Annotated in this window: 14 protein-coding genes; 8 read left to right on the top strand and 6 right to left on the bottom strand. The window is 60.8% G+C overall.

The features are described 5' to 3' along the window. Positions 1-164: 164 nt before the first annotated feature. The 5 genes from PY649_RS12660 to PY649_RS12685 all read left to right on the top strand — a co-directional run bounded on the left by PY649_RS12660 (position 165) and on the right by PY649_RS12685 (position 4,658). On the top strand, positions 165-458 hold the full coding sequence (locus PY649_RS12660; RefSeq protein WP_285868765.1) for an ArsR/SmtB family transcription factor: 294 nt from the start codon (positions 165-167) through the stop codon (positions 456-458). A 170-nt stretch (positions 459-628) separates the two neighbouring features. Further along, on the top strand, positions 629-1,378 hold the full coding sequence (locus tag PY649_RS12665; protein WP_285868766.1) for a glucose 1-dehydrogenase: 750 nt from the start codon (positions 629-631) through the stop codon (positions 1,376-1,378). A gap of 309 nt (positions 1,379-1,687) precedes the next feature. Next, positions 1,688-2,197 (top strand): Dps family protein, encoded by a 510-nt coding sequence (locus PY649_RS12670; RefSeq protein ID WP_285868767.1) that lies wholly within the window; start codon positions 1,688-1,690, stop codon positions 2,195-2,197. A gap of 328 nt (positions 2,198-2,525) precedes the next feature. After that, a complete protein-coding gene (locus tag PY649_RS12680; RefSeq protein WP_283056482.1) occupies positions 2,526-3,560 on the top strand; it encodes an aspartate-semialdehyde dehydrogenase in 1,035 nt (344 codons plus the stop codon). A gap of 279 nt (positions 3,561-3,839) precedes the next feature. Next, on the top strand, positions 3,840-4,658 hold the full coding sequence (locus tag PY649_RS12685) for a lytic murein transglycosylase (protein WP_285868768.1): 819 nt from the start codon (positions 3,840-3,842) through the stop codon (positions 4,656-4,658). 75 nt (positions 4,659-4,733) lie between these two features. Here the strand turns inward: PY649_RS12685 and PY649_RS12690 are convergent, their stop codons facing one another. Both PY649_RS12690 and pdxY read right to left on the bottom strand, forming a co-directional pair. Beyond that, a complete protein-coding gene (locus PY649_RS12690) occupies positions 4,734-5,372 on the bottom strand; it encodes a carbonic anhydrase (protein ID WP_285868769.1) in 639 nt (212 codons plus the stop codon). A 73-nt stretch (positions 5,373-5,445) separates the two neighbouring features. After that, positions 5,446-6,321: a pyridoxal kinase PdxY gene (pdxY, locus tag PY649_RS12695; protein WP_285868770.1), complete on the bottom strand. Its 876-nt coding sequence runs from the start codon at positions 6,319-6,321 to the stop codon at positions 5,446-5,448. Positions 6,322-6,617: 296 nt separating this feature from the next. Here pdxY and PY649_RS12700 point away from each other — a divergent pair, with 296 nt between their 5' ends. Beyond that, entirely contained in the window at positions 6,618-11,408 is a 4,791-nt protein-coding gene (locus tag PY649_RS12700; RefSeq protein ID WP_285868771.1) for an NAD-glutamate dehydrogenase, read from the top strand. 147 nt (positions 11,409-11,555) lie between these two features. Further along, positions 11,556-12,944 (top strand): MFS transporter, encoded by a 1,389-nt coding sequence (locus PY649_RS12705; protein WP_349644421.1) that lies wholly within the window; start codon positions 11,556-11,558, stop codon positions 12,942-12,944. A 154-nt stretch (positions 12,945-13,098) separates the two neighbouring features. Here PY649_RS12705 and purH read toward each other — a convergent pair whose 3' ends face one another. From purH to htpX, 4 genes are all read right to left on the bottom strand, one after another. Then, positions 13,099-14,715, bottom strand: coding sequence for a bifunctional phosphoribosylaminoimidazolecarboxamide formyltransferase/IMP cyclohydrolase (gene purH / locus PY649_RS12710; RefSeq protein ID WP_285868772.1), 1,617 nt, complete (start codon positions 14,713-14,715; stop codon positions 13,099-13,101). 89 nt (positions 14,716-14,804) lie between these two features. After that, positions 14,805-16,433, bottom strand: a complete 1,629-nt coding sequence (locus PY649_RS12715) for a heparinase II/III family protein (protein ID WP_432761352.1) — start codon at positions 16,431-16,433, stop codon at positions 14,805-14,807. 175 nt (positions 16,434-16,608) lie between these two features. Continuing rightward, positions 16,609-18,021 carry an RsmB/NOP family class I SAM-dependent RNA methyltransferase gene (locus tag PY649_RS12720; protein WP_285868870.1) on the bottom strand — a complete coding sequence of 471 codons (1,413 nt, stop codon included), beginning with the start codon at positions 18,019-18,021 and terminating at the stop codon, positions 16,609-16,611. Beyond that, entirely contained in the window at positions 18,012-19,001 is a 990-nt protein-coding gene (gene htpX, locus PY649_RS12725) for a zinc metalloprotease HtpX (protein ID WP_285868774.1), read from the bottom strand. The genes PY649_RS12720 and htpX overlap by 10 nt, the downstream gene beginning before the upstream one ends. Before the next feature lie 108 nt (positions 19,002-19,109). Here htpX and PY649_RS12730 point away from each other — a divergent pair, with 108 nt between their 5' ends. Beyond that, entirely contained in the window at positions 19,110-19,328 is a 219-nt protein-coding gene (locus tag PY649_RS12730) for a DUF1674 domain-containing protein (protein ID WP_285868775.1), read from the top strand. Positions 19,329-19,554 lie beyond the last annotated feature (226 nt).

A 19,554-nucleotide genomic window follows, 5' to 3' on the forward strand; every position in this document is an offset into this window, starting at 1 on the left:
CCCGATCGTCGCTCCGCCCCCATGGATCACGAAAAATCATTCGCGAATCTCCCGTGGCCTCGTCATCGCCACATCTCCTATAGTTGCCAAGCATGACCGGCATTCATATATCTGGAACATTGAATTTGCGGGAAATCCATTCCGTTTACGATGTGGCGACGACAATGACCGATGCAGGGCATACACGACTGAGCGAAAGGCAAATAGGATTGATTGCCCGTGCGCTCGCCGAGCCGCGCCGTGTGCAGATGCTGAAGGAAATCGGCAGTCGCACCGAGCCGATGGCTTGCAGCGTGATGACGCAATGCCACACCGTAAGCGCCGCCACGATTTCCCATCACCTCAAGGAACTCGAGAACGCCGGCCTCATCGATATCCTGCGGGACGGCAAGTTCGCAAGCTTGGTGCTTCGGCGCGATGTCCTAAGCGCCTACATGGCGGAACTCGCTACCATCTGACAATCATTCACCAGCATTTTCCTTTCGCACCACTCCCTCTCCTCTTGTATCAGTTAGATGATTATCTACATATCGAACTGACGGATGAAGGCCCCCATATCAGGGTCTCATTTGCGCCACCAATACGATAATTGTCTAATCGTCTAACGATCATTCCGACAGGAGATAACATGAGCAAGCTGGCAGGTAAGGTCGCGGTCGTGACCGGAGCATCGAAAGGCATCGGCGCAGGCATCGCCAAGGCACTAGGTGAGGCCGGTGCCGCCGTCGTGGTCAATTATGCGTCGAGCCGCGAAGGCGCCGACAAGGTCGTGGCCGAGATCACCGCCAAGGGCGGCAAGGCGATCGCGGCTCATGGCGACGTTTCAAAATCCGCCGACGTGAAGCGGCTTTTTGCTGAAACCAAGGAAGCTTTCGGCGGCGTCGACATTCTCGTCAACAATGCCGGCGTCTATCAATTCCAGGCGCTAGAGGAGATCACCGAAGAGGAATTCCATCGCGAATTCAATATCAATGTCCTTGGCACGCTGCTGACGACACAGGAAGCGGCGAAACATTTCGGCTCAGAGGGCGGCAATATCATCAACATCGCCTCGACCGCCGTCACCATGAACCTGCCGACCTCCGCGGTCTATACGGCGACCAAGGCCGCGGTGACCTCGATTACCCAGATCCTTGCCAAAGAGCTCGGTCCGCGCAACATCCGTGTCAACACCATCTCGCCGGGTGGCGTCGAGACTGAAGGCCTCATTGCGGCGGGCATCGCCGGCAGCGATTTCGAAAAGCATATGGTCTCGCAGACGCCGCTCGGCCGCCTCGGGCAGCCGGGAGATATCGCCCCGATCGCGGTCTTCCTCGCCTCGAAGGACTCGGGCTGGCTGACGGGCGAAACCTTCTATGCCGGCGGCGGCCTGAAATAATACCTTTTGCTTGAAGCCGCTTCCCTCCTCGCGAGGGGAGCGGCATTGTTCAGCACATCATCGCTCCAGCCCGATTGATCGCATCCGGCAACAATTGCCAAACCGTCTCCGTCTTCCTACTATCCTTTTGTTCGGGTTTTTCCGCAGATCCCCGCAGTCTATTTTGCTGCGAAACGACCATCTTGACCGTGAGAACTTTCAAGACAGATCCTGTCTGCAACGCGATCCCATGCGAGGGCGCACCCCAATAATTCCTGCGAAATCCTCTGAAAGATCGCGGTTGCGAACAACGAAACGGAGCACATCATCATGAATACCGCCAACACCAAATCGAAACTGCACACCCATACCAACCTCAGCGAAGATGCGACGCGCGATATTTCCGCAGCGCTGAGTGCGCTGCTGGCCGATGTCTTTGCCCTTTATCTCAAGACCAAGAATTTTCACTGGCATATGAGCGGACCGCATTTTCGGGACTACCACCTCCTGTTGGATGAGCAGGGCGAGCAGATCTTCGCCATGACCGATCCGATGGCCGAACGCGCCAGAAAGATCGGCGGCAACACCCTGCGTTCGATCGGCCATATCGCCAAGCTGCAGCGCATTCCCGACAACGATGCCGAATATGTCGACGCGCAGGATATGCTCGCCGAACTGGCCGACGACAATCTCAAGCTTGCTGCGGAAATTCGCGCCACCCACGGCGTCTGCGATGAATATGGCGATATCGCCACCGCCAGCCTGCTTGAAAACTGGCTGGACGAGACGGAACGCCGCACCTGGTTCCTGTTCGAATCCACGCGCAACACCAATCGCTAAAAGTTCGCCCGGATTCCCGCGTTCCCACGGTGGTGGGGACGCAAAATCCTTGACTCCTGTGGAAAACCTCTTAGAACCGGCGACGGAAAAGGAAGGCCTCCATGCTTCGCTTCGAACAGATCGATAGCTTCAGTCACCTGGCAGAAATCGCCGGGTGGGAGTTCTGTTTTCCGGTTTCTTCCAAAACCAAGGCCAAAACGACGACGAAAACCGTCTGACGTCTCTGGCCTGCCGCTCTCTCCCCGGCCCGGCCGGGGACAGGAACCGGTCGTCATGACCGCGGTTCCCCCCTCGCCCAAGAGGAGAGAAGAGAAAGAGAGCTTGTGAAATGGGTTTCAAAGTTGCAGTTGCGGGCGCGACCGGAAATGTTGGCCGCGAAATGCTCAACATCCTGTCCGAACGCGGTTTTCCGGCTGACGAGGTCGTAGCGCTCGCATCGGCTCGCTCGCAGGGAACCGAGGTTTCCTTCGGCGACCGGACGCTGAAGGTTTCGAACCTGGAAAATTACGATTTCTCCGACACCGATATCTGCCTGATGTCGGCCGGCGGCGATGTCTCCAAGAAGTTCTCGCCGAAGATCGGCGCGCAGGGCTGCGTCGTCATCGACAACTCGTCGGCCTGGCGCTACGACGCCGACGTGCCGCTGATCGTGCCGGAAGTCAATCCGGACGCCGTCACCCAATTCACCAAGCGCAACATCATCGCCAACCCCAATTGCTCGACGGCGCAGCTTGTCGTGGCCCTAAAGCCGCTGCATGACTTCGCCAAGATCAAGCGCGTCGTCGTCTCCACCTACCAGTCCGTCTCCGGCGCAGGCAAGGACGGCATGGACGAACTCTTCAACCAGACCCGCGCTGTCTTCGTCGCCGATCCGATCGAGTCGAAGAAGTTTACCAAGCGTATCGCCTTCAACGTCATCCCGCACATCGACGTCTTCATGGAAGACGGCTACACCAAGGAAGAATGGAAGGTGCTGGCCGAAACCAAGAAGATGCTCGATCCGAAGATCAAGGTCACCTGCACCGCCGTGCGCGTACCCGTCTTCATCGGCCATTCGGAATCGGTCAACATCGAGTTCGAAAACGAAATCACCGCCGACCAGGCCCGCGATATCCTGCGCGAAGCGCCTGGCTGCCTTGTCATCGACAAGCGCGAAAACGGCGGCTACATCACACCCTACGAGTCCGCCGGCGAGGACGCCACCTACATCTCCCGTATTCGTGAGGACGCAACGGTCGAAAACGGTCTCAACATCTGGGTCGTTTCCGACAATCTGCGCAAGGGTGCGGCGCTGAACGCCATCCAGATCGCCGAACTCCTGATCAACCGCGGCCTCGTCAAGCCGCGCAAGCAGGCCGCATAAACGGTTTATAAACCATTTACGGTTTTTCAACCTTTGCTGGCTAAGCAGGAATCAAAGAAAAGCCTCGCCATTTCGGAAAGAAGGGCGGGGCTTTTGCAAAGTTACCAATGTTTCACGTGAAGCGAAAATATTGATCGCTTAAACGTGATAATGACAGAATCGCTGGATACTGGCATGGTCCGGTGACAACAAGACCGCGTATAAGCCCGGAAATACAAGGCTTACGCGCCATCGAAAACGGTTACCGCGCCGCGCGCGGTAAGAATTCGGGGACTCTGAATGCGCATGACAAAGTCTGGAATGGCAGCTCTCGTGGCAGGCGGGTTGCTGTTGGTGCCCTTTGCGGCGAATGCGGCATCTTGCGGCAACTCCTCCGCCGGTTTTGAGAATTGGGTACAGCAATTCAAGCAGGAAGCGCAGGCTCAGGGCGTCAGCGCCTCCGTCCTCGACCGAGCCTTTGCCAACGTTCACTACAATCAACCAACCATCCGCGCCGATCGCGGTCAGAAGAGCTTCAAGCTCTCCTTCGACGAGTTCATGAAGAAGCGCGGCGGCCAGCAGATCATCAGCCGCGGCAGGAACATGAAGCAGGCCAATGCCGCCTTGTTCCAAAAAATCGAGAAGCGTTTCGGCGTGCCCGCCGGCCCGATCATCGCCATCTGGGGCATGGAAACCGGTTTCGGCGGCTTTATGGGCGACCAGCACACGCTCTCGGCCGTGTCGACCCTTGCCTATGACTGCCGCCGCTCCGATTTCTTCACCGATCAGCTCTATGCCGCCCTCAAGCTTGTCGGCGAAGGTTATCTCAGCCCGTCCGCCCGCGGCGCGGCCCATGGTGAAATCGGCCAGACGCAGTTCATGCCGAAGAACGTCGTCAATTTCGGCGTCGACGGCGATGGCGACGGCAAGGTCGATCTGGTCGGTTCCCGCGCCGACGCGCTGGCCTCGACCGCAAACTTCCTGAGGGGCCATGGCTGGCAGCCGGGTCTCGGCTATCAGCCCGGCGAACCGAATTTCGCAGCGATCGGCGGCTGGAACGATGCAGTGGTCTACCAGCAGGCAATCGCCTATATCGGCAAGCAGATCGACGGCCAATAACTACGGCGGCAAATCAACAAGAGGCGCTTCGCCCAAATGGTCTGGAGCGCCTTTTTCGTTTGTCCTATCGCATCCTCAGATTTCCGGCCGGATGAAATCGCGCGTCTTCGGGTCCATCACCCACAGCTCGCCGGTCGAGATATCGAACCATGCGCCGTGCAGGTTCAATTTCCCTTCCTCCTCCAGCGCCTTGATATCGGGAAAGCTGCGCAGATTGTTGAGCGAATTGCGGATGGAAATGCGCTCCAGCGCCGTCTGCCGCTCGGCCGGCGTCATAACGTCATTGCTTTGGATCTGCTCGGCGGCCGGCTTCACGAGGCCCATCCACCGGCCGATGAAATCGCCCGGCGACAGCGGCTCGGCATTCGGGTCCAATGCGGCGCGAATGCCGCCGCAGCGACCATGCCCCATGACGACGATATCCGAAACCTTCAGTGACTGTACCGCGAATTCCAGAGCTGCGGACGTCGAGTGAAAATGACCATCCGGCTCATAGGGCGGCACCATGTTGGCGACGTTGCGGATGACGAAAAGCTCTCCGGGACCAGCATCGAAAATGGTCTCCGGCGCCGAGCGGCTGTCGGAACAGGCAATCACCAGGGTCGCGGGCTGCTGACCTTCCTCCGCCAGGCTACGATAGCGTTCGCGCTCGTCGACGTAACGCCCGCTCATGAAGTTGCGATAGCCGTTCAGAAGGGAGGTAGGAAAGCTCATGACACTGAATTACAGTGCAGCGCGGCCGATGGCAACTATTGCACCGCAAAAACCTCCCCGGCACGGCGGGCAGCTATTTTTTCCGTCTTTGCGCGGGGTGCAGCAGGCGCCGCATCTGCACCATCGCCATCGGCGTCGACAGGCTGGACGCGTCGGCGGCGAGCGTCAGCTCGTCACTGCCGCGCTTGACCGCCCGGGCGAGCACCTCATAGACGCTGGCCGTAGTCAATTGCAAAGCCCGCTCTTCGTCCATGCCGGAAAGAAGCCGCGACAGGAACACGGCCGAGAGCAGATCGCCGAGCCCGTTTGGCGCATTGTCGATACTGCGATGTTCGGCCAACAGCGCGTTGCGGCCGCTGAGATAGAGATTGCCGATGCCGCCGGTCATCATCGGCACAGCCGACGTCACCAGCATGCGTGACGGTCCTAGCGCCAAAGCGGCGTCCATGACGGCATTGTTGTCCTCCAGCGGCGCACCCGCGAGCCAGGCAAGCTCGTAGCGGTTCGGCGTCGCCAGTGAAGCTAGCGGAATGAGGTGATCGCGGATTGCTTCCGCAGTTGCCTCGGGAACGTAGAGTCCGCCGGCATCGCCGATCACCGGATCGCAGGCATAGAAGAGGCCGGGGTTCTTTTCCCGCAGTGCCGTCACCAGTCGGGCGACGGAGCGTGCCTGCGCGGCATTGCCGAAATAACCCGACAATACAGCCTTTACCTCCGACAGCCAGGGCGCGGCGATGAGATCGTCGATCGCGTGGTCGAAATCCGTTTCGTTGAAAGTCAGCCTCGTCGAACGGCCATGGCCGGGATGCCAGGGCAAAACGACGGTCGGCAGCGCCCAGACCGGATGCCCCAAGGTTTCGAGCGCGAACACGGCGGCGCGGTTGCCGACGGAACCTCTGACGACATGGCTGGAGATGACGATAACGGCGCCCGCCGCAGTATCCGACATGATGTTTGCTTCCAGTTACGATCTTGCGACTTCGATGGCGCGTTGATGATCTCTTTATCGGCACTCTGTCAACTACACTTCACAGAGTCATGAAACCCTCTGTTGAGTAGCGAATACCCGCCAATTTTGCCCCAATCTTCATGCGGTTTGCAGTGTGATCTTTCAGGCCAGCAAGAATCTTCAAAATTCGAGGCCAGATCGGTCGAAAAGCAATGAAATCCGCATTCATTTTGCCAGTTTTTTCGTTAGACCTTCTGATAAGGTGACCAAAACTCTTGAAATATGGGAGGAATTTCATGGCATCCAGGACCAATCCGAAGCGCGAAAAGCAGATCGAAGCAGCGCGCAAGATCGCGGCCGCGACCGGCGAGGCACATCTCGATCCGGAGATTCTGTTCGGTCGGGCGAGCAACGACGATTTGGAGCGCTACAGCCCGGAAATGCTTGCTCTCGCTTCCGTGCATGCGGCCAGGGAACTGGCAGCCTGGAGCGGCACTTCTCCGCGCGTTAGTATTGAGCAGATCGCCAATATCGACCCCGACGGCGTACCCGTATCGATCCTGTCGATCACCGACCACAACATGCCCTTCCTCTACGAATCGTCCATGGGCGAGGTGACGAGCACCTATCGCGACCTTTACATGGCCGTGCACCCGATCCTCGTCGTCGAGGACGGCAAGCAGCCCGCGCTTTATTCCGCCGACCAACCGAGCGATCCCTCCCATCGCGTCAGCCATATCCAACTGCATCTGTCGCCGCTGACCGGAGCACAGACAGCGGACCTGATCAAGCGCGTGCAAACCGTGCTCGATCAGACTCATCTGACCGTTTCCGACTGGAAGCCGATGCTGGCGCGGCTGGACACGGTGATAACAGAGCTTTCCACCTATGAGGCGGCCGCCCGCCGCAAGTCGGATCGTGACGAGGCGCTGGCCTTCCTCGCCTGGCTGCGCGACGGCAACTTCACCTTCCTCGGCATGCGCGAATATGTCTATTCTGGCAAGGGCGCAGACGCCAAGGTGGAGCGCGACCGCGGCGCCGGCCTCGGCATCCTCTCCAATCCCGATGTTCGTGTCCTGCGCCAGGGCAAGGACGCGGTCACCACCACGCCGGAAATCCTCGCCTTCCTCGATGGGCCCGATTTTCTGATCGTCACCAAGGCCAATGTGAAGTCGGTCGTCCACCGCCGCGCCTATATGGACTATGTCGGCGTCAAGCGTTTTGACGCCGACGGCAATGTCACCGGCGAACTACGCATCGTCGGCCTCTACACCTCCACGGCATACACCAGCGCTGCCGCCGAGGTGCCGTTGCTGCGTTCGAAGGTGCAGAAGGTCAAGGACCACTTCGGCTTCGACCCGGCCAGCCATTCCGGGCGCATGCTGGACAACACCCTGGAATCCTATCCTCGCGACGATCTCTTCCAGATCGACACGACGCTGCTCGCAAGCTTTGCCGAACAGATCAACGACCTTGCCGACCGACCCCGCGTGCGCGCATTGCCGCGCATCGACCATTTCGACCGTTTCGTCTCTGTGATCGTCTATGTGCCCCGCGAAGAATATGATTCCGTCGTCCGCGAGAAGATCGGCAATTATCTGAAGACCGTCTATGACGGCCGCGTTTCCGCCTACTATCCAGCCTTCCCGGAAGGCGGCGTTGCTCGTGTGCATTTCATCATCGGCCGCAGCGTCGGCAAGACTCCGCATATTCCTCAGGCCAAGCTCGAAGAGGCGATCCGCGCCATCACAGCCCGCTGGGACGATCGCTTCGAAATGCTGGCCGGACCGAAGGCGCCGCATATCTCCGTCAGCCAGGCCTTCCAGGAGGCCTTTTCGCCGGACGATGCCGTTGCCGACCTGCCCGACATCACGGCCACCGCCGGCGTCGACGAGACCCGCATCGCCTTCTACATCCGCAAGGACGAAGCGGGGGATATCCTGTCGCTGAAGATCTTTCACGGCAATGGCAACTTGGCGCTGTCGCGCCGCGTGCCGCTGCTCGAAAATCTCGGTTTCAACGTCCTGAGCGAGCGGACCTTCGACATATACGTCACCGCCAAGGATGGCGCGACCGGCCATGTCGTTCTCCACGACATGGAACTGGAAGCCCGCAGCGGCGTGACGATCGATCTCGCTCGGCACGGCGCAGCGCTTGAGGAAGCCTTCCTCGCCGCCTTCGGCGGCGCGATCGATAATGACGGCTTCAACCGGCTTATCGTCTCAGCCGATCTGTCCGCCCGCGAAGCCAACGTCTTGCGCGCCTATGCCCGTTATCTCCGCCAAGCCGGCATCGCCTATTCGCAGGATTACATCGCCGCGACGCTGGACAAATATCCGCGCATCGCAGCTTCGATCTTCCGCTTGTTCCATGACACGCTCGACCCCAAGGTCAGCGACAAGAACCGCTCGAAAAGGCTTTCCGAGCTGCATGCGACCATCGAAACCGAACTCGCCGATGTTCCGAGCCTCGACGATGACCGGATTCTCCGCCGCTACGTCAACGCGGTCGATGCGACGCTGCGCACCAACTACTTCCAGAAAAGCCCGGACGGCACGCCAAGGGCCATGCTTGCCTTCAAGCTCGACCCGAAATTGCTGGATGGTCTGCCCGAGCCGCGGCCTTTCCGCGAAATCTTCGTCTACGGTGTCGAGGTCGAGGGCGTGCACCTGCGGTTCGGCAAGGTCGCCCGCGGTGGCCTGCGGTGGTCGGATCGCGCTGAAGACTACCGCACCGAGGTTCTGGGCCTGGTAAAGGCGCAGCAAGTGAAGAATGCCGTCATCGTGCCGGTCGGTGCCAAGGGCGGCTTCTATCCGAAGAGACTTCCGGTCGGCGGCAGCCGCGACGAGATCTTCAATGCCGGTCGCGAAGCCTACAAGACCTACATCCGCACGCTGCTATCGATCACCGACAATATTTCCGGCACGGATGTCGTTCCGCCGTCGGATACGGTGCGGCTGGATGGTGACGATCCCTATTTCGTCGTCGCCGCCGACAAGGGCACCGCTACTTTCTCCGACACGGCCAATGCCCTGGCGCAGGAAGCCGGCTTCTGGCTCGACGACGCCTTCGCCTCTGGCGGTTCAGCCGGTTACGACCACAAGAAGATGGGCATCACCGCCCGCGGTGCCTGGGAGACTGTCAAACGTCACTTCCGTGAAATGGATATCGACATCCAGACATCGCCTTTCACCGTCGCCGGCGTCGGCGACATGTCCGGAGACGTCTTCGGCAACGGCATGCTGCTGTCGCCGAAAATCCGCCTGCTCGCCGCCTTCGATCACCGCGACATCTTCATCGATCCCGATCCGGATATGGAAATGACGCTTGCCGAACGTCAGCGGCTCTTCAATCTTGCCCGCTCGAGCTGGCAGGATTTCGACAAGAGCATCCTGTCGAAAGGTGCAATGATCATCTCGCGTTTGGCGAAATCGGTAACGCTGACGCCGGAAGCCGCTGCCGCCATCGGCATCGACAAGACGGTGGCGACGCCCTTCGAGATCATCACGGCGATCCTGAAGAGCCCTGTGGACCTGCTCTGGTTCGGCGGCATCGGCACCTATGTGAAGGCGCCGGCCGAAACGGATTCGGAAGTCGGCGATCGCGCCAACGATCCGATCCGCGTCACCGCGGAAGAGGTTCGCGCCAGGGTGATCGGGGAGGGCGCTAATCTCGGTGTCACCCAGAAGGGCCGCATCGCCTATGGCCTCAAGGGCGGACGCTGCAATTCCGACGCCATCGACAATTCCGCTGGTGTCAACACCTCGGACGTCGAGGTCAACATCAAGATCGCGCTGGCCTCCGCCATGTTCGACGGCCGCCTGACGCGCGCCAAGCGCGATACGCTGCTGGCGTCGATGACCGACGAAGTGGCGACGCTCGTACTGCGCAACAATTATCTGCAGTCGCTGGCAATCTCGTTGACCGAACGCAAAGGCACCGGCAACGGCCTGGAGCTGAGCCGCTTCATGAGCGTTCTCGAAGCGGCCAAGCAGCTCAACCGCAAGGTCGAGACACTGCCGGACGACCAGACGTTTGCCGAGCGTTACGCCAACGGCCGACCGCTCAGCCGTGCTGAGATCGGTGTCCTGCTCTCCTATGCCAAGATCGTGCTCTTCGACGCCCTGGCAGCGAGCGACCTGCCGGATGACCCCTATTTCGCCGCGACGCTCAGCCGTTATTTCCCGGCGAAAATGCAGCGCTCCAATGCCGGCGATATCGCCGGCCATCGGCTGCGCCGCGAAATCATCGCGACGGCGCTCGCAAACGAAGCGATCAACCGCGGCGGTCCGGGCTTTGCCGTCAGCATGATGGATGCGACGGCGGCGTCTGCCGCCGAGGTGGTCAAGGCTGCCGTGCTAGCCCGCGACGGCTTCGATCTCGACCGGCTCTGGAACGAAACCGATGCATTGGACGGCAAGGTCGGCGGCCAGACGCAGAACCGTGTTTACGGCGAAATCACCGAGGTCTACACGGCTCTCACCCGCCTGTTGCTGAAAACCGGTGCGGCCAAAGGTAATATCGAAGAAACCGTTAGCCGGCTTCAAGCAGCGTTGAAAAAGCTGCGTCCGATCTTCCTCAGCCATATCCCTGCGGATTTCGCGGCCGAAATCGCTGCCCGACAAGCGGAATACGAGGTCGCCGGTCTTCCGGAGAGGCTTGCTTCCGAGATCGCGACGATCTACGCGCTCGTCCTCGTACCGGAGATCATGCAGATCGCCGAGCGCACCGGCGATACGCTCAATCGCGCCGCCGAAAGCTACTTCACCGTGTCGCAGACTTTCCGTGTCGGTCGCCTGCTGCTCGCCGGCAGCCGCATCATTACCGGCGATCACTATGAAAGCTTGGCCTTGGCGCGCAGCCTCGACCAGATCGCCGGCGCCCGTCGTGATATCGTCATCTCGGCACTGAGCAACCATCCCAAGGACAAACAACCGATCCTGGCATGGCACGCCGAAGACCGCATCCGCATCAACCGCATTGCCGAAGAGCTTGTGGGCCTCAGCGAAAGCGGCGATCCGAACCTTGCCCGGATCACCGTCGCCGCCGGCCTCCTGACCGACCTTGCGCACGACCGGGCGAGATGAGACAGTCCGCCCGGCTCGATAGAGCAATTCCAGGAAAAGTGCGAAGCGGTTTTCCTGGAATGTGTAAAAACAAAGGGATAGAGCGGCAAAGCGATTCCGTGAAACGCTGAACCGCACTAGCCGCGCTATGGGATCAGGGGCAGGAATTTGGTGGCCACGGAAATTAGGGACGATGCGCCTGCAAAAGTGCCGGCGCGTGGCATCTGGGGATGGATGTTCTTCGACTGGGCGGCGCAACCGTTCTTCACCGTCGTCACCACCTTCATCTTTGGCCCCTATTTCGTCGCAAGGCTGACGGCGGATCCTGTCTCGGCGCAGACGACCTGGAGCAATATGGCGACGATTTCCTCGGTGATCATCGCCATACTGTCACCGGTGCTCGGCTCGATCGCCGATCAATCCGGCGCGCGCAAACCCTGGATCGCCTTTTTCGCCGTTATCAAGATCATCAGCCTCTTCTGCCTTTGGGGCGCCGCACCCGGCTCACCGGTCATTTATCCCGTCATCTTCATGATCCTCGCCTCGATCTCGGCCGAGTTTTCAATCGTCTTCAACGACTCGATGATGCCGCGGCTCGTCGGCAAGAGCGATATCGGCCGGCTGTCGAATGCTGCCTGGGGCCTCGGCTATCTTGGCGGCATGATCGTGCTCATCTCCGTCGTGGCGCTTTTGGCCGGCAACCCGCAAACCGGCAAGACCATCCTCGGCCTGACACCGCTCTTCGGCCTCGACGCCACCCTCGGGGAGGATGCACGCATCACCGGGCCGATTTCCGCCGTCTGGTATTTTCTCTTCATTCTGCCGATGTTTTTCTTCACGCCGGATGCTCCCCGCGGCCGGCCGTTCGGTGCAGCGGTTCGCTCCGGCCTGAATGAACTCGCGACGACGCTTGGCGAGCTGAAGCGCCGCCGGGGCATCAGCCTTTTCCTGCTGGCGCGCATGATCTACCAGGACGGCGTCAACGGCCTGCTGATCCTCGGCGGCACCTTCGCCGCTGGCATGTTCGGCTGGGCGACCATCGAGATCGGCATTTACGGCATCATCCTCAACGTCGTCGCCATTTTCGGCTGTTTCGCCGCAGGTTATGTCGACCGCTGGCTGGGTTCCAAGATAACGGTCGTCATCAGTCTGACCATGCTGCTGCTGGCGGCACTCGGCATCATCTCCACAGGACCGGGCTTCACGCTGTTCGGCTTCGTGCCGCTTTCGACCGTGAGCTCCGGCGGCCTGTTCGGCACTGCCGCGGAAAAGGCCTATATCGCCTACGGCCTGCTGATCGGCCTCGCATTCGGCCCGGTGCAGGCCTCCTCGCGCTCCTATCTGGCCCGCAGCGTCAGCCTTGCCGAAGCGGGCCGCTATTTCGGCATCTACGCGCTCTCGGGCCGCGCCACCAGCTTCATGGCGACCCTGTTCTTCTCGCTGATCACCTTTTGGAGCGGCTCTGCCCGCCTCGGCATGGCAACGCTCATCGTCTTCCTCGCCGGCGGGCTGCTGCTTCTGCTGCCGACGCCCTATCCCGCCGATAAGGTAAAATAGGGATATCCCTCTTTCAATTTGGGGATATGCCTTGAGGAGTAGCCCTCATGGTGAGGAGGCCCGAAGGGCCGTCTCGAACCACGAGGGCGGGTGGCTACTTCCGGGCCACCCTCGTCCTTCGACAAGCTCAAGATGAGGGTGGAGCCAGCTCTACTCAATGGCGGAAATGACGCACGCCCGTGAAGACCATCGCAACATTGTGCTCGTCAGCGGCATCGATGACTTCCTGGTCGCGCATCGAACCACCCGGCTGAATGACGGCTGTCGCGCCTGCTGCAATCGCCGACAGCAGACCGTCCGCGAAGGGCAGGAAAGCTTCGGAAGCAACGGCCGAGCCGCGTGTCAGCGGCTCGGCGAGCCCCATGGCCTTGGCGGCTTCCTCCGCCTTGATCGCGGCAATACGGGCGGAATCGACGCGGCTCATCTGACCGGCGCCAATACCGGCTGTCTGGCCATCCTTGGCATAGACGACCGCATTTGATTTCACGTGCTTGGCGACGCGGAAGGCGAACTTCATGTCTTCCAGCTCCTGCGCCGTCGGCGCACGCTTGGTAACCACCTTCAGCTCCATATCCTCGACCAGCGCGTTGTCGCGGTTCTGGACGAGCAGACCGCCGGACACGGTCTTGGCGGTCAGGCCGGCCGCGCGCGGATCAGGCAGGGCGCCGACCGAAAGCAGGCGAAGGTTCGGTTTGCGGGCGATGATCGCCTTGGCTTCCTCAGTGACCTCTGGCGCGATGATGACCTCGGTGAAGAGCTTGACGATCTCTTCCGCCGTCGCCGCGTCAAGAATGCTGTTCAGCGCGATGATGCCGCCGAAGGCCGACACCGAGTCGCAGGCGAGAGCCCGCTTGTAGGCCTCGACCAGGCTCGGGCCGGTGGCTACGCCGCAGGGGTTGGCATGCTTGATGATCGCGCAGGCCGGACCCTTTTCCGGCAGGAACTCGGCAACGAGCTCATAGGCCGCGTCGGTATCATTGATGTTGTTGTAGGAGAGCTGCTTGCCCTGGATCAGCGTCGCGGTCGAGACACCAGGCCGGTTTTCGCCGGTGACGTAGAATGCCGCCTTCTGATGCGGGTTTTCGCCGTAGCGCATTTCCTCGCGCAGGGCGCCGCCGATGACACGGTGGCGCGGAGTTGCGATATCCAGCGCTTCGGCGAACCAGTTGGAGATCATCGCGTCATAGGCCGCGGTGCGGGCGAAAGCCTTGGCGGCCATGCGCTGGCGGAAGGCATAGGCGGTCTGGCCGGCGTCGGTCGAAAGCTGCTCCAGCAGCTCGGGATAGTCGGCCGGATCGGTGAGGATCGTTACATAGGCGTGGTTCTTGGCCGAAGCTCGAATCATCGCAGGGCCGCCGATGTCGATATTCTCGACCGTCGTCGGATAGTCTCCGCCGGCCTTGCGGACGTCTTCGAAGGGATAGAGATTGATGACGACGAGGTCGATGCCCTCGATGCCGTGCTCCTTCATCGCCGCCTGATGCTCGGCGTCATCACGGATAGCGAGCAGGCCGCCATGCACTTTCGGATGTAGCGTCTTGACGCGCCCGTCCATGATCTCCGGAAAACCCGTTACGTCGGACACATCGGTAACGGCAAGGCCAGCCGCCGAAATCGTCTTGTGCGTGCCGCCGGTCGACAACAGCCGCACGCCCTTTTCGCTGAGCGCCCGGGCAAACTCGACGATGCCGGTCTTGTCGGAGACGGACAGAAGCGCGGTCTTCACCTTAACTTTGTCGGGGGCTGGGATTTTTTTGGAAACGACGGCCATTGGCTTTCTCCAGTCTAGCGTGAGGAGATGTCCGGCGACAGCGGCGCGGGACAATATGCCGCCCCGTTAACACAGCTTAAGCACTTAGCCTATGGCCGATAGGATAAAAACCAGCGGATTTCCGGCTTTTCGGCGATCGGGAAAACGATCTCGAGCTGGTCCGAAGCGCGCATGCCAGACGCATCGGCAAAAAAGATGTCCTCAGCCACCAACACCTCGTTGCCCGGCGAGGAGAATACCCAGGTCTCGCCATCCGGCGCGATCAGCAAGGCGGAGTCGGTCTCGGTCTGCAGCAGGCTGATGGAAGGATGGATGTGAAAGCGTGCAGAGGCCAGGCCGCCATCGCTCTTCAGCAGTGATTTCTTGCCCTCCGGAACGAAAAATCGGTCGCGGCCGGCAAGAATGGTGCCGCTGGCATTCAGGCTCAGCTCGCGCTCATGGGCATAGCCAAAGGTCGAGAGATAGCCGTCATGTACCGCCCGGATATAATCACGGCCATCTTCGGTTTCGGCGCGCTCGACGATGACCTTTTTCACGCCGCTGACCATCACCGGGCCGAGGGTTTTCGACTTCGAAAACAGGCTCGACGACGTATCGTCGAGCGTCACGGTCGAATGCGCCGCCGTGGCGCGAGCCGCCTGGATGTAGCGCTCACCGGCAAAATTCGGCGAACCGGAATTGACGATGAAGCGGTATTTGCCTGAGGACATTTCGAAGGACAAGCAGCCGGCATGCGCCGTGCGGCTGAGATCGGCGGAAGCGGGCGCCCCGGTGTCGACGATGACGACGGCGTGTCCAGCCGCCAGCCGATGATATTTGCTATGCGGCAGCGCCTTGAACGCCTGGCCGGCGGTTTCGTCATAACGCAGCACCGACATCAGCTCGTTGGCGAGCGTCGAGGTCGCGCCATTGAACAGCGCCAGGTCGCCATCCTGATGCCGGAAGAAGCGCAAGGCTGGATACATGCGGTCGATGCCTGGGATCAGCCGCGACGGCGCATCATGGCCAAGATTGACGTAGGTCTGGCGCAGCGGCAGCAGGTCGAGCAGCAGTTCCAGCGCCACGCGCGGATTGCGCGAAATATGCCCTCCATCCTGCAGGATCTGCCGGTCGATTTCCCGGTCGAGCGCCTGGCCGGCGCGCTTCAGCGTCGAGGCGCCGTTCGGCATGGCGACAGAGGACAAGGCGAGCGCAATCCGCACCCTAAACCGTGTCTCACCGTCCCGTGTCGTTGCCGCCACGCGACGGAGATAACGAACATGGAAGGCCAGCATGCGCATGAAACGGCGATAAAAACCGCCGTCCGTGCCCTGCAGGACCACGGGCGAATGCGACAACCAGGCAATCAGCCGTTGGGCGGCAGTATCAGCCGCCCAGGCAACACCCCGCAATCGGTAGCCATGGACGGCCATCCAGTCGTTGAGAATGGATCGCGCCATTGCTGCGGCCTGATCGCTCTTTTCCGCCCGCAAATGCCGCAGCCAGCGGAAACTGTGCAACCGGGCAGCAAAGGCCTGCGACGGCAGCTCGAGGGCGAAGGGCGATTGTCCCTCTGTTTCCAACACCCGGCCCGCCAACAGGATGCGGCCGTTCAAAAGCTCTTCAACGAAAAACGGATCGATGCTGCGCAGGTCCGTCGGAGCCACGATCAACCGTTCCGGCACACGCATCGTGTGGCGGGTAAGACGCAATCGCGCTAACGCCGTGCGGCGCGACATTCGCCGCCATGCTTCCCGCATGTGTAAACTCACCGAACCCTGCCGGAAAACCTGCATATTTGCTTATGCTTACTCTCTATCTCTGTGGTTAAGAAGAGGTTAGGAATATGCCAAATAAGGACATTGTGCCCTATTTTTGGTCAAGTCGAGCGTAAGCACTTAAGGAGGCCCGCCGCTATCGCGTGCGGCGGAGCACCACGGCGAAGAACCCATCCAACCCGGACGCAAAACCACCGGAAAGCGGCAGCATGTCAGGCGTGGTGCGGAAAGCGCCGAGAGGCGAAATCGCGGCCTCGAGACCCGGCCATTCCTCGGGTTTAATCGGCACGCGCTCAGCCATGTCCGTCTCCGCCAGAACCCGCGCGACAAGATGCTCGCCCTCTTCGGGATCGAGCGAACAGTTGGAGAAAACGACAAGCCCGGCGGGCTTGACCAAGGTCAATGCGTGGCGCAGCAGGCGCTCCTGCAGAGCCGCAAGCTTGGCGATGTCCTCCGGACCCTTGGTCCAGAGCACGTCGGGATGACGACGGGTCGTACCCGTCGAAGAGCAGGGGGTATCGAGAAGAGCGGCGTCGAAGAGATCCTCGGGCTGAAACTTGGCCATATCGCCGGCGACGGTTTCCGCTTCCAGCCCGAGCCGCGCCAGGTTGGCGGCGAGCCGCTTGAGGCGATTTGCGGATTGGTCGAGCGCAGTCACCTTGCCGCCGGCAAGGATGAGCTGCGCGGTCTTGCCGCCGGGCGCGGCGCAGAGATCTACGACTTTGCTGCCGGCAAGCGAACCGAACAATTTTGCCGGAATGCTGGCGGCGGCATCCTGGACCCACCATTCGCCTTCTGAAAATCCATCGAGCGAGGGAATCGAGCCCTCGAAGGCCGCCAACCGCACGCCGCCGGTCGGCAACACGACGCCATTCAAGCGCTTCGCCCAACCTTCGGCATCGGATTTCACCGTGACGTCGATCGCCGCCGGCTCCAATTGCGTGTCGGAAATCCTCAGCGCCGCGTCAGCGCCATAGGCAGCTTCGAGACGCGTCAGGAACCAGGCCGGCATGGCCGGCACGTTCGCGACCCTGGCCAGGATATCCTGCTTCTCCCGCCCGATTCGCCTGAGAATGGCGTTGACCAGCTTGGCAAAACGGCGATTGCGCGGGTCCTGGTTGGCCTGCTCGACGGCAATATCGACGGCAGAATGATCCGGCACGTCGAGATAGAGCATCTGCGCGGCACCCGCCACCAACACATGATGCAGGGCGCGGGCGCCTTCCGGCAACGGCGACTCCAGTAGCGACGCAATCGCCGCCTCGATGCGCGGCAAATGGCGTAGCGCCGAGTTCAGAATGGCACGCACCAGCGCCCGGTCGCTCTCCCCGAGCGCCCTATAGGCAGGATTGCCACCTTCAGCATCCAGCATGCCGTCAAGCGGCGTCTTGCGGTCGATAACGGCCGCCAGGATTTTCGTCGCGGCGGCGCGCGCGGCGAATCCGGGCTTGGCCGGCGCCGAATCATGCGGCCGATGCTGCGGTGAGCGATTTCGCGATTGTCTTCCGTCTTTGTTGAAAGGCTTCTTATTATTGGAATTCAAGACCAGGGTCCCTTCGGCGGTTGCGAACCACCGCGACCCGTATTCGGTACGGAGCGCGATTTGCGCACCGGATTAGCAGTCAAGATCGGTCCCGTCGAGCCAAAGCCGGGCGGCGTGCTCACGGCAGGGCCCGCGCCACCGCCGCCATACCGCGCCATCTCGCGCAGCGCGGCGATGCGGTTTTCCGTATCCGGGTGCGTGGAGAACAGATTGTCCATACGGGCGCCGGAAAGCGGATTGATGATGAACATATGCGCCGTCGCCGGATGACCTTCGGCCTCTTCATTCGGAATATACTCCGCCCCTCGGGCGATCTTGCCGAGCGCCGAGGCGAGCCAGAGGGGATTGCCGCAGATTTCGGCACCGCGACGGTCGGCAGAATATTCACGCGTACGGCTGATCGCCATCTGCACCAGCATGGCGGCGAGGGGCGCGACGATCATCGCCACCAGCACACCGACGATACCAAGGGGATTGTTGCTGTCTCGGCGGCCGCCGAAGAAGAAGGCGAAATTACCGAGCATGGAGATGGCGCCGGCGAGCGTCGCCGTGATGGTCATCGTCAGCGTATCGCGGTTTTGCACATGCGCCAGTTCATGCGCCATCACGCCGGCCACTTCCTCTGGCGTCAGAGCGTTGAGCAGGCCGGTCGAGGCGGCAACGGCGGCGTTTTCGGGATTGCGACCGGTGGCGAAGGCATTCGGCTGCGGGCTGTCATAGAGATAGACCTTAGGCATCGGCAGGCCAGCATTGCGCGCGAGGTCGCGGATGATCCGATAGAACTCCGGTGCGCTGCGCTCGTCCACCTCCTGTGCATGATAGGTGGAGAGCACCATGCGGTCGGAATTCCAATAGGAAAAGAAATTCATGCCGGCCGCGGCGACAAGCGCAATCATCATGCCGGCTTGACCACCGATCAAATAGCCGACGCCCATAAACAGGGCGGTCATGAAGGCAAGCAACATGGCAGTGCGCATGAGGTTCATCTGATGTCTCCATCACATCGTCAGTCCGAACCTTTTTCTTTGCGGCCGGACGCACTATGATTTGGCTATTCACCCGCCTATTTCAACAGCTCTAGGCCGCATCACGCCATGCAGATTGCAGATAACGACAATAAAAACGACATCGACGCCGACGAGGCGCCCCGCAAGCCGCTCTCGCCGGCCGCCAAGCGAGCGCTCGCCGAGGCCGAAGAGCGCCGTAAAGCCCAGGTCCAACCAGAACTGCCCCCCGAAACCGGCGGACGCGGTGGCGCCGAGCCCTCACGATTTGGCGATTGGGAGATCAATGGGCGTGCGATCGATTTTTGAGATTGGCTTGTTCGCGATCCTGAATGTGCTGCCGCCTATGACGCGGTGAACTACCCCGACGAAGCCGGAGATCTTCCGAGACGCGCCGGCTTGGAGCGAAGGCCTACTCGACTAGGTCGCCCGCACAGCAGTCGCCTTTTTTCAACGTTTCCAGATAGAAGCCATGAACTAGGCGAGGGCTTATCCTTCGCCTAGTTCTAAGAAACTGTATCCCGCCCGCCAGGAG

The organism is Rhizobium mayense (assembly GCF_030272705.1).
Lineage (GTDB): Bacteria > Pseudomonadota > Alphaproteobacteria > Rhizobiales > Rhizobiaceae > Rhizobium > Rhizobium mayense.

Bases quoted from the DNA above. Each gene is read 5' to 3' on its own strand.
- PY649_RS12730 (WP_285868775.1), top strand. From the start codon at position 19,110: ATGCAGATTGCAGATAACGACAATAAAAACGACATCGACGCCGACGAG.
- htpX (WP_285868774.1), bottom strand. From the start codon at position 19,001: ATGAACCTCATGCGCACTGCCATGTTGCTTGCCTTCATGACCGCCCTG.
- PY649_RS12690 (WP_285868769.1), bottom strand. From the start codon at position 5,372: ATGAGCTTTCCTACCTCCCTTCTGAACGGCTATCGCAACTTCATGAGC.
- PY649_RS12665 (WP_285868766.1), top strand. From the start codon at position 629: ATGAGCAAGCTGGCAGGTAAGGTCGCGGTCGTGACCGGAGCATCGAAA.
- PY649_RS12660 (WP_285868765.1), top strand. From the start codon at position 165: ATGACCGATGCAGGGCATACACGACTGAGCGAAAGGCAAATAGGATTG.
- PY649_RS12715 (WP_432761352.1), bottom strand. From the start codon at position 16,433: ATGTCGCGCCGCACGGCGTTAGCGCGATTGCGTCTTACCCGCCACACG.
- purH (WP_285868772.1), bottom strand. From the start codon at position 14,715: ATGGCCGTCGTTTCCAAAAAAATCCCAGCCCCCGACAAAGTTAAGGTG.
- PY649_RS12680 (WP_283056482.1), top strand. From the start codon at position 2,526: ATGGGTTTCAAAGTTGCAGTTGCGGGCGCGACCGGAAATGTTGGCCGC.
- PY649_RS12700 (WP_285868771.1), top strand. From the start codon at position 6,618: ATGGCATCCAGGACCAATCCGAAGCGCGAAAAGCAGATCGAAGCAGCG.
- PY649_RS12670 (WP_285868767.1), top strand. From the start codon at position 1,688: ATGAATACCGCCAACACCAAATCGAAACTGCACACCCATACCAACCTC.
- pdxY (WP_285868770.1), bottom strand. From the start codon at position 6,321: ATGTCGGATACTGCGGCGGGCGCCGTTATCGTCATCTCCAGCCATGTC.
- PY649_RS12685 (WP_285868768.1), top strand. From the start codon at position 3,840: ATGCGCATGACAAAGTCTGGAATGGCAGCTCTCGTGGCAGGCGGGTTG.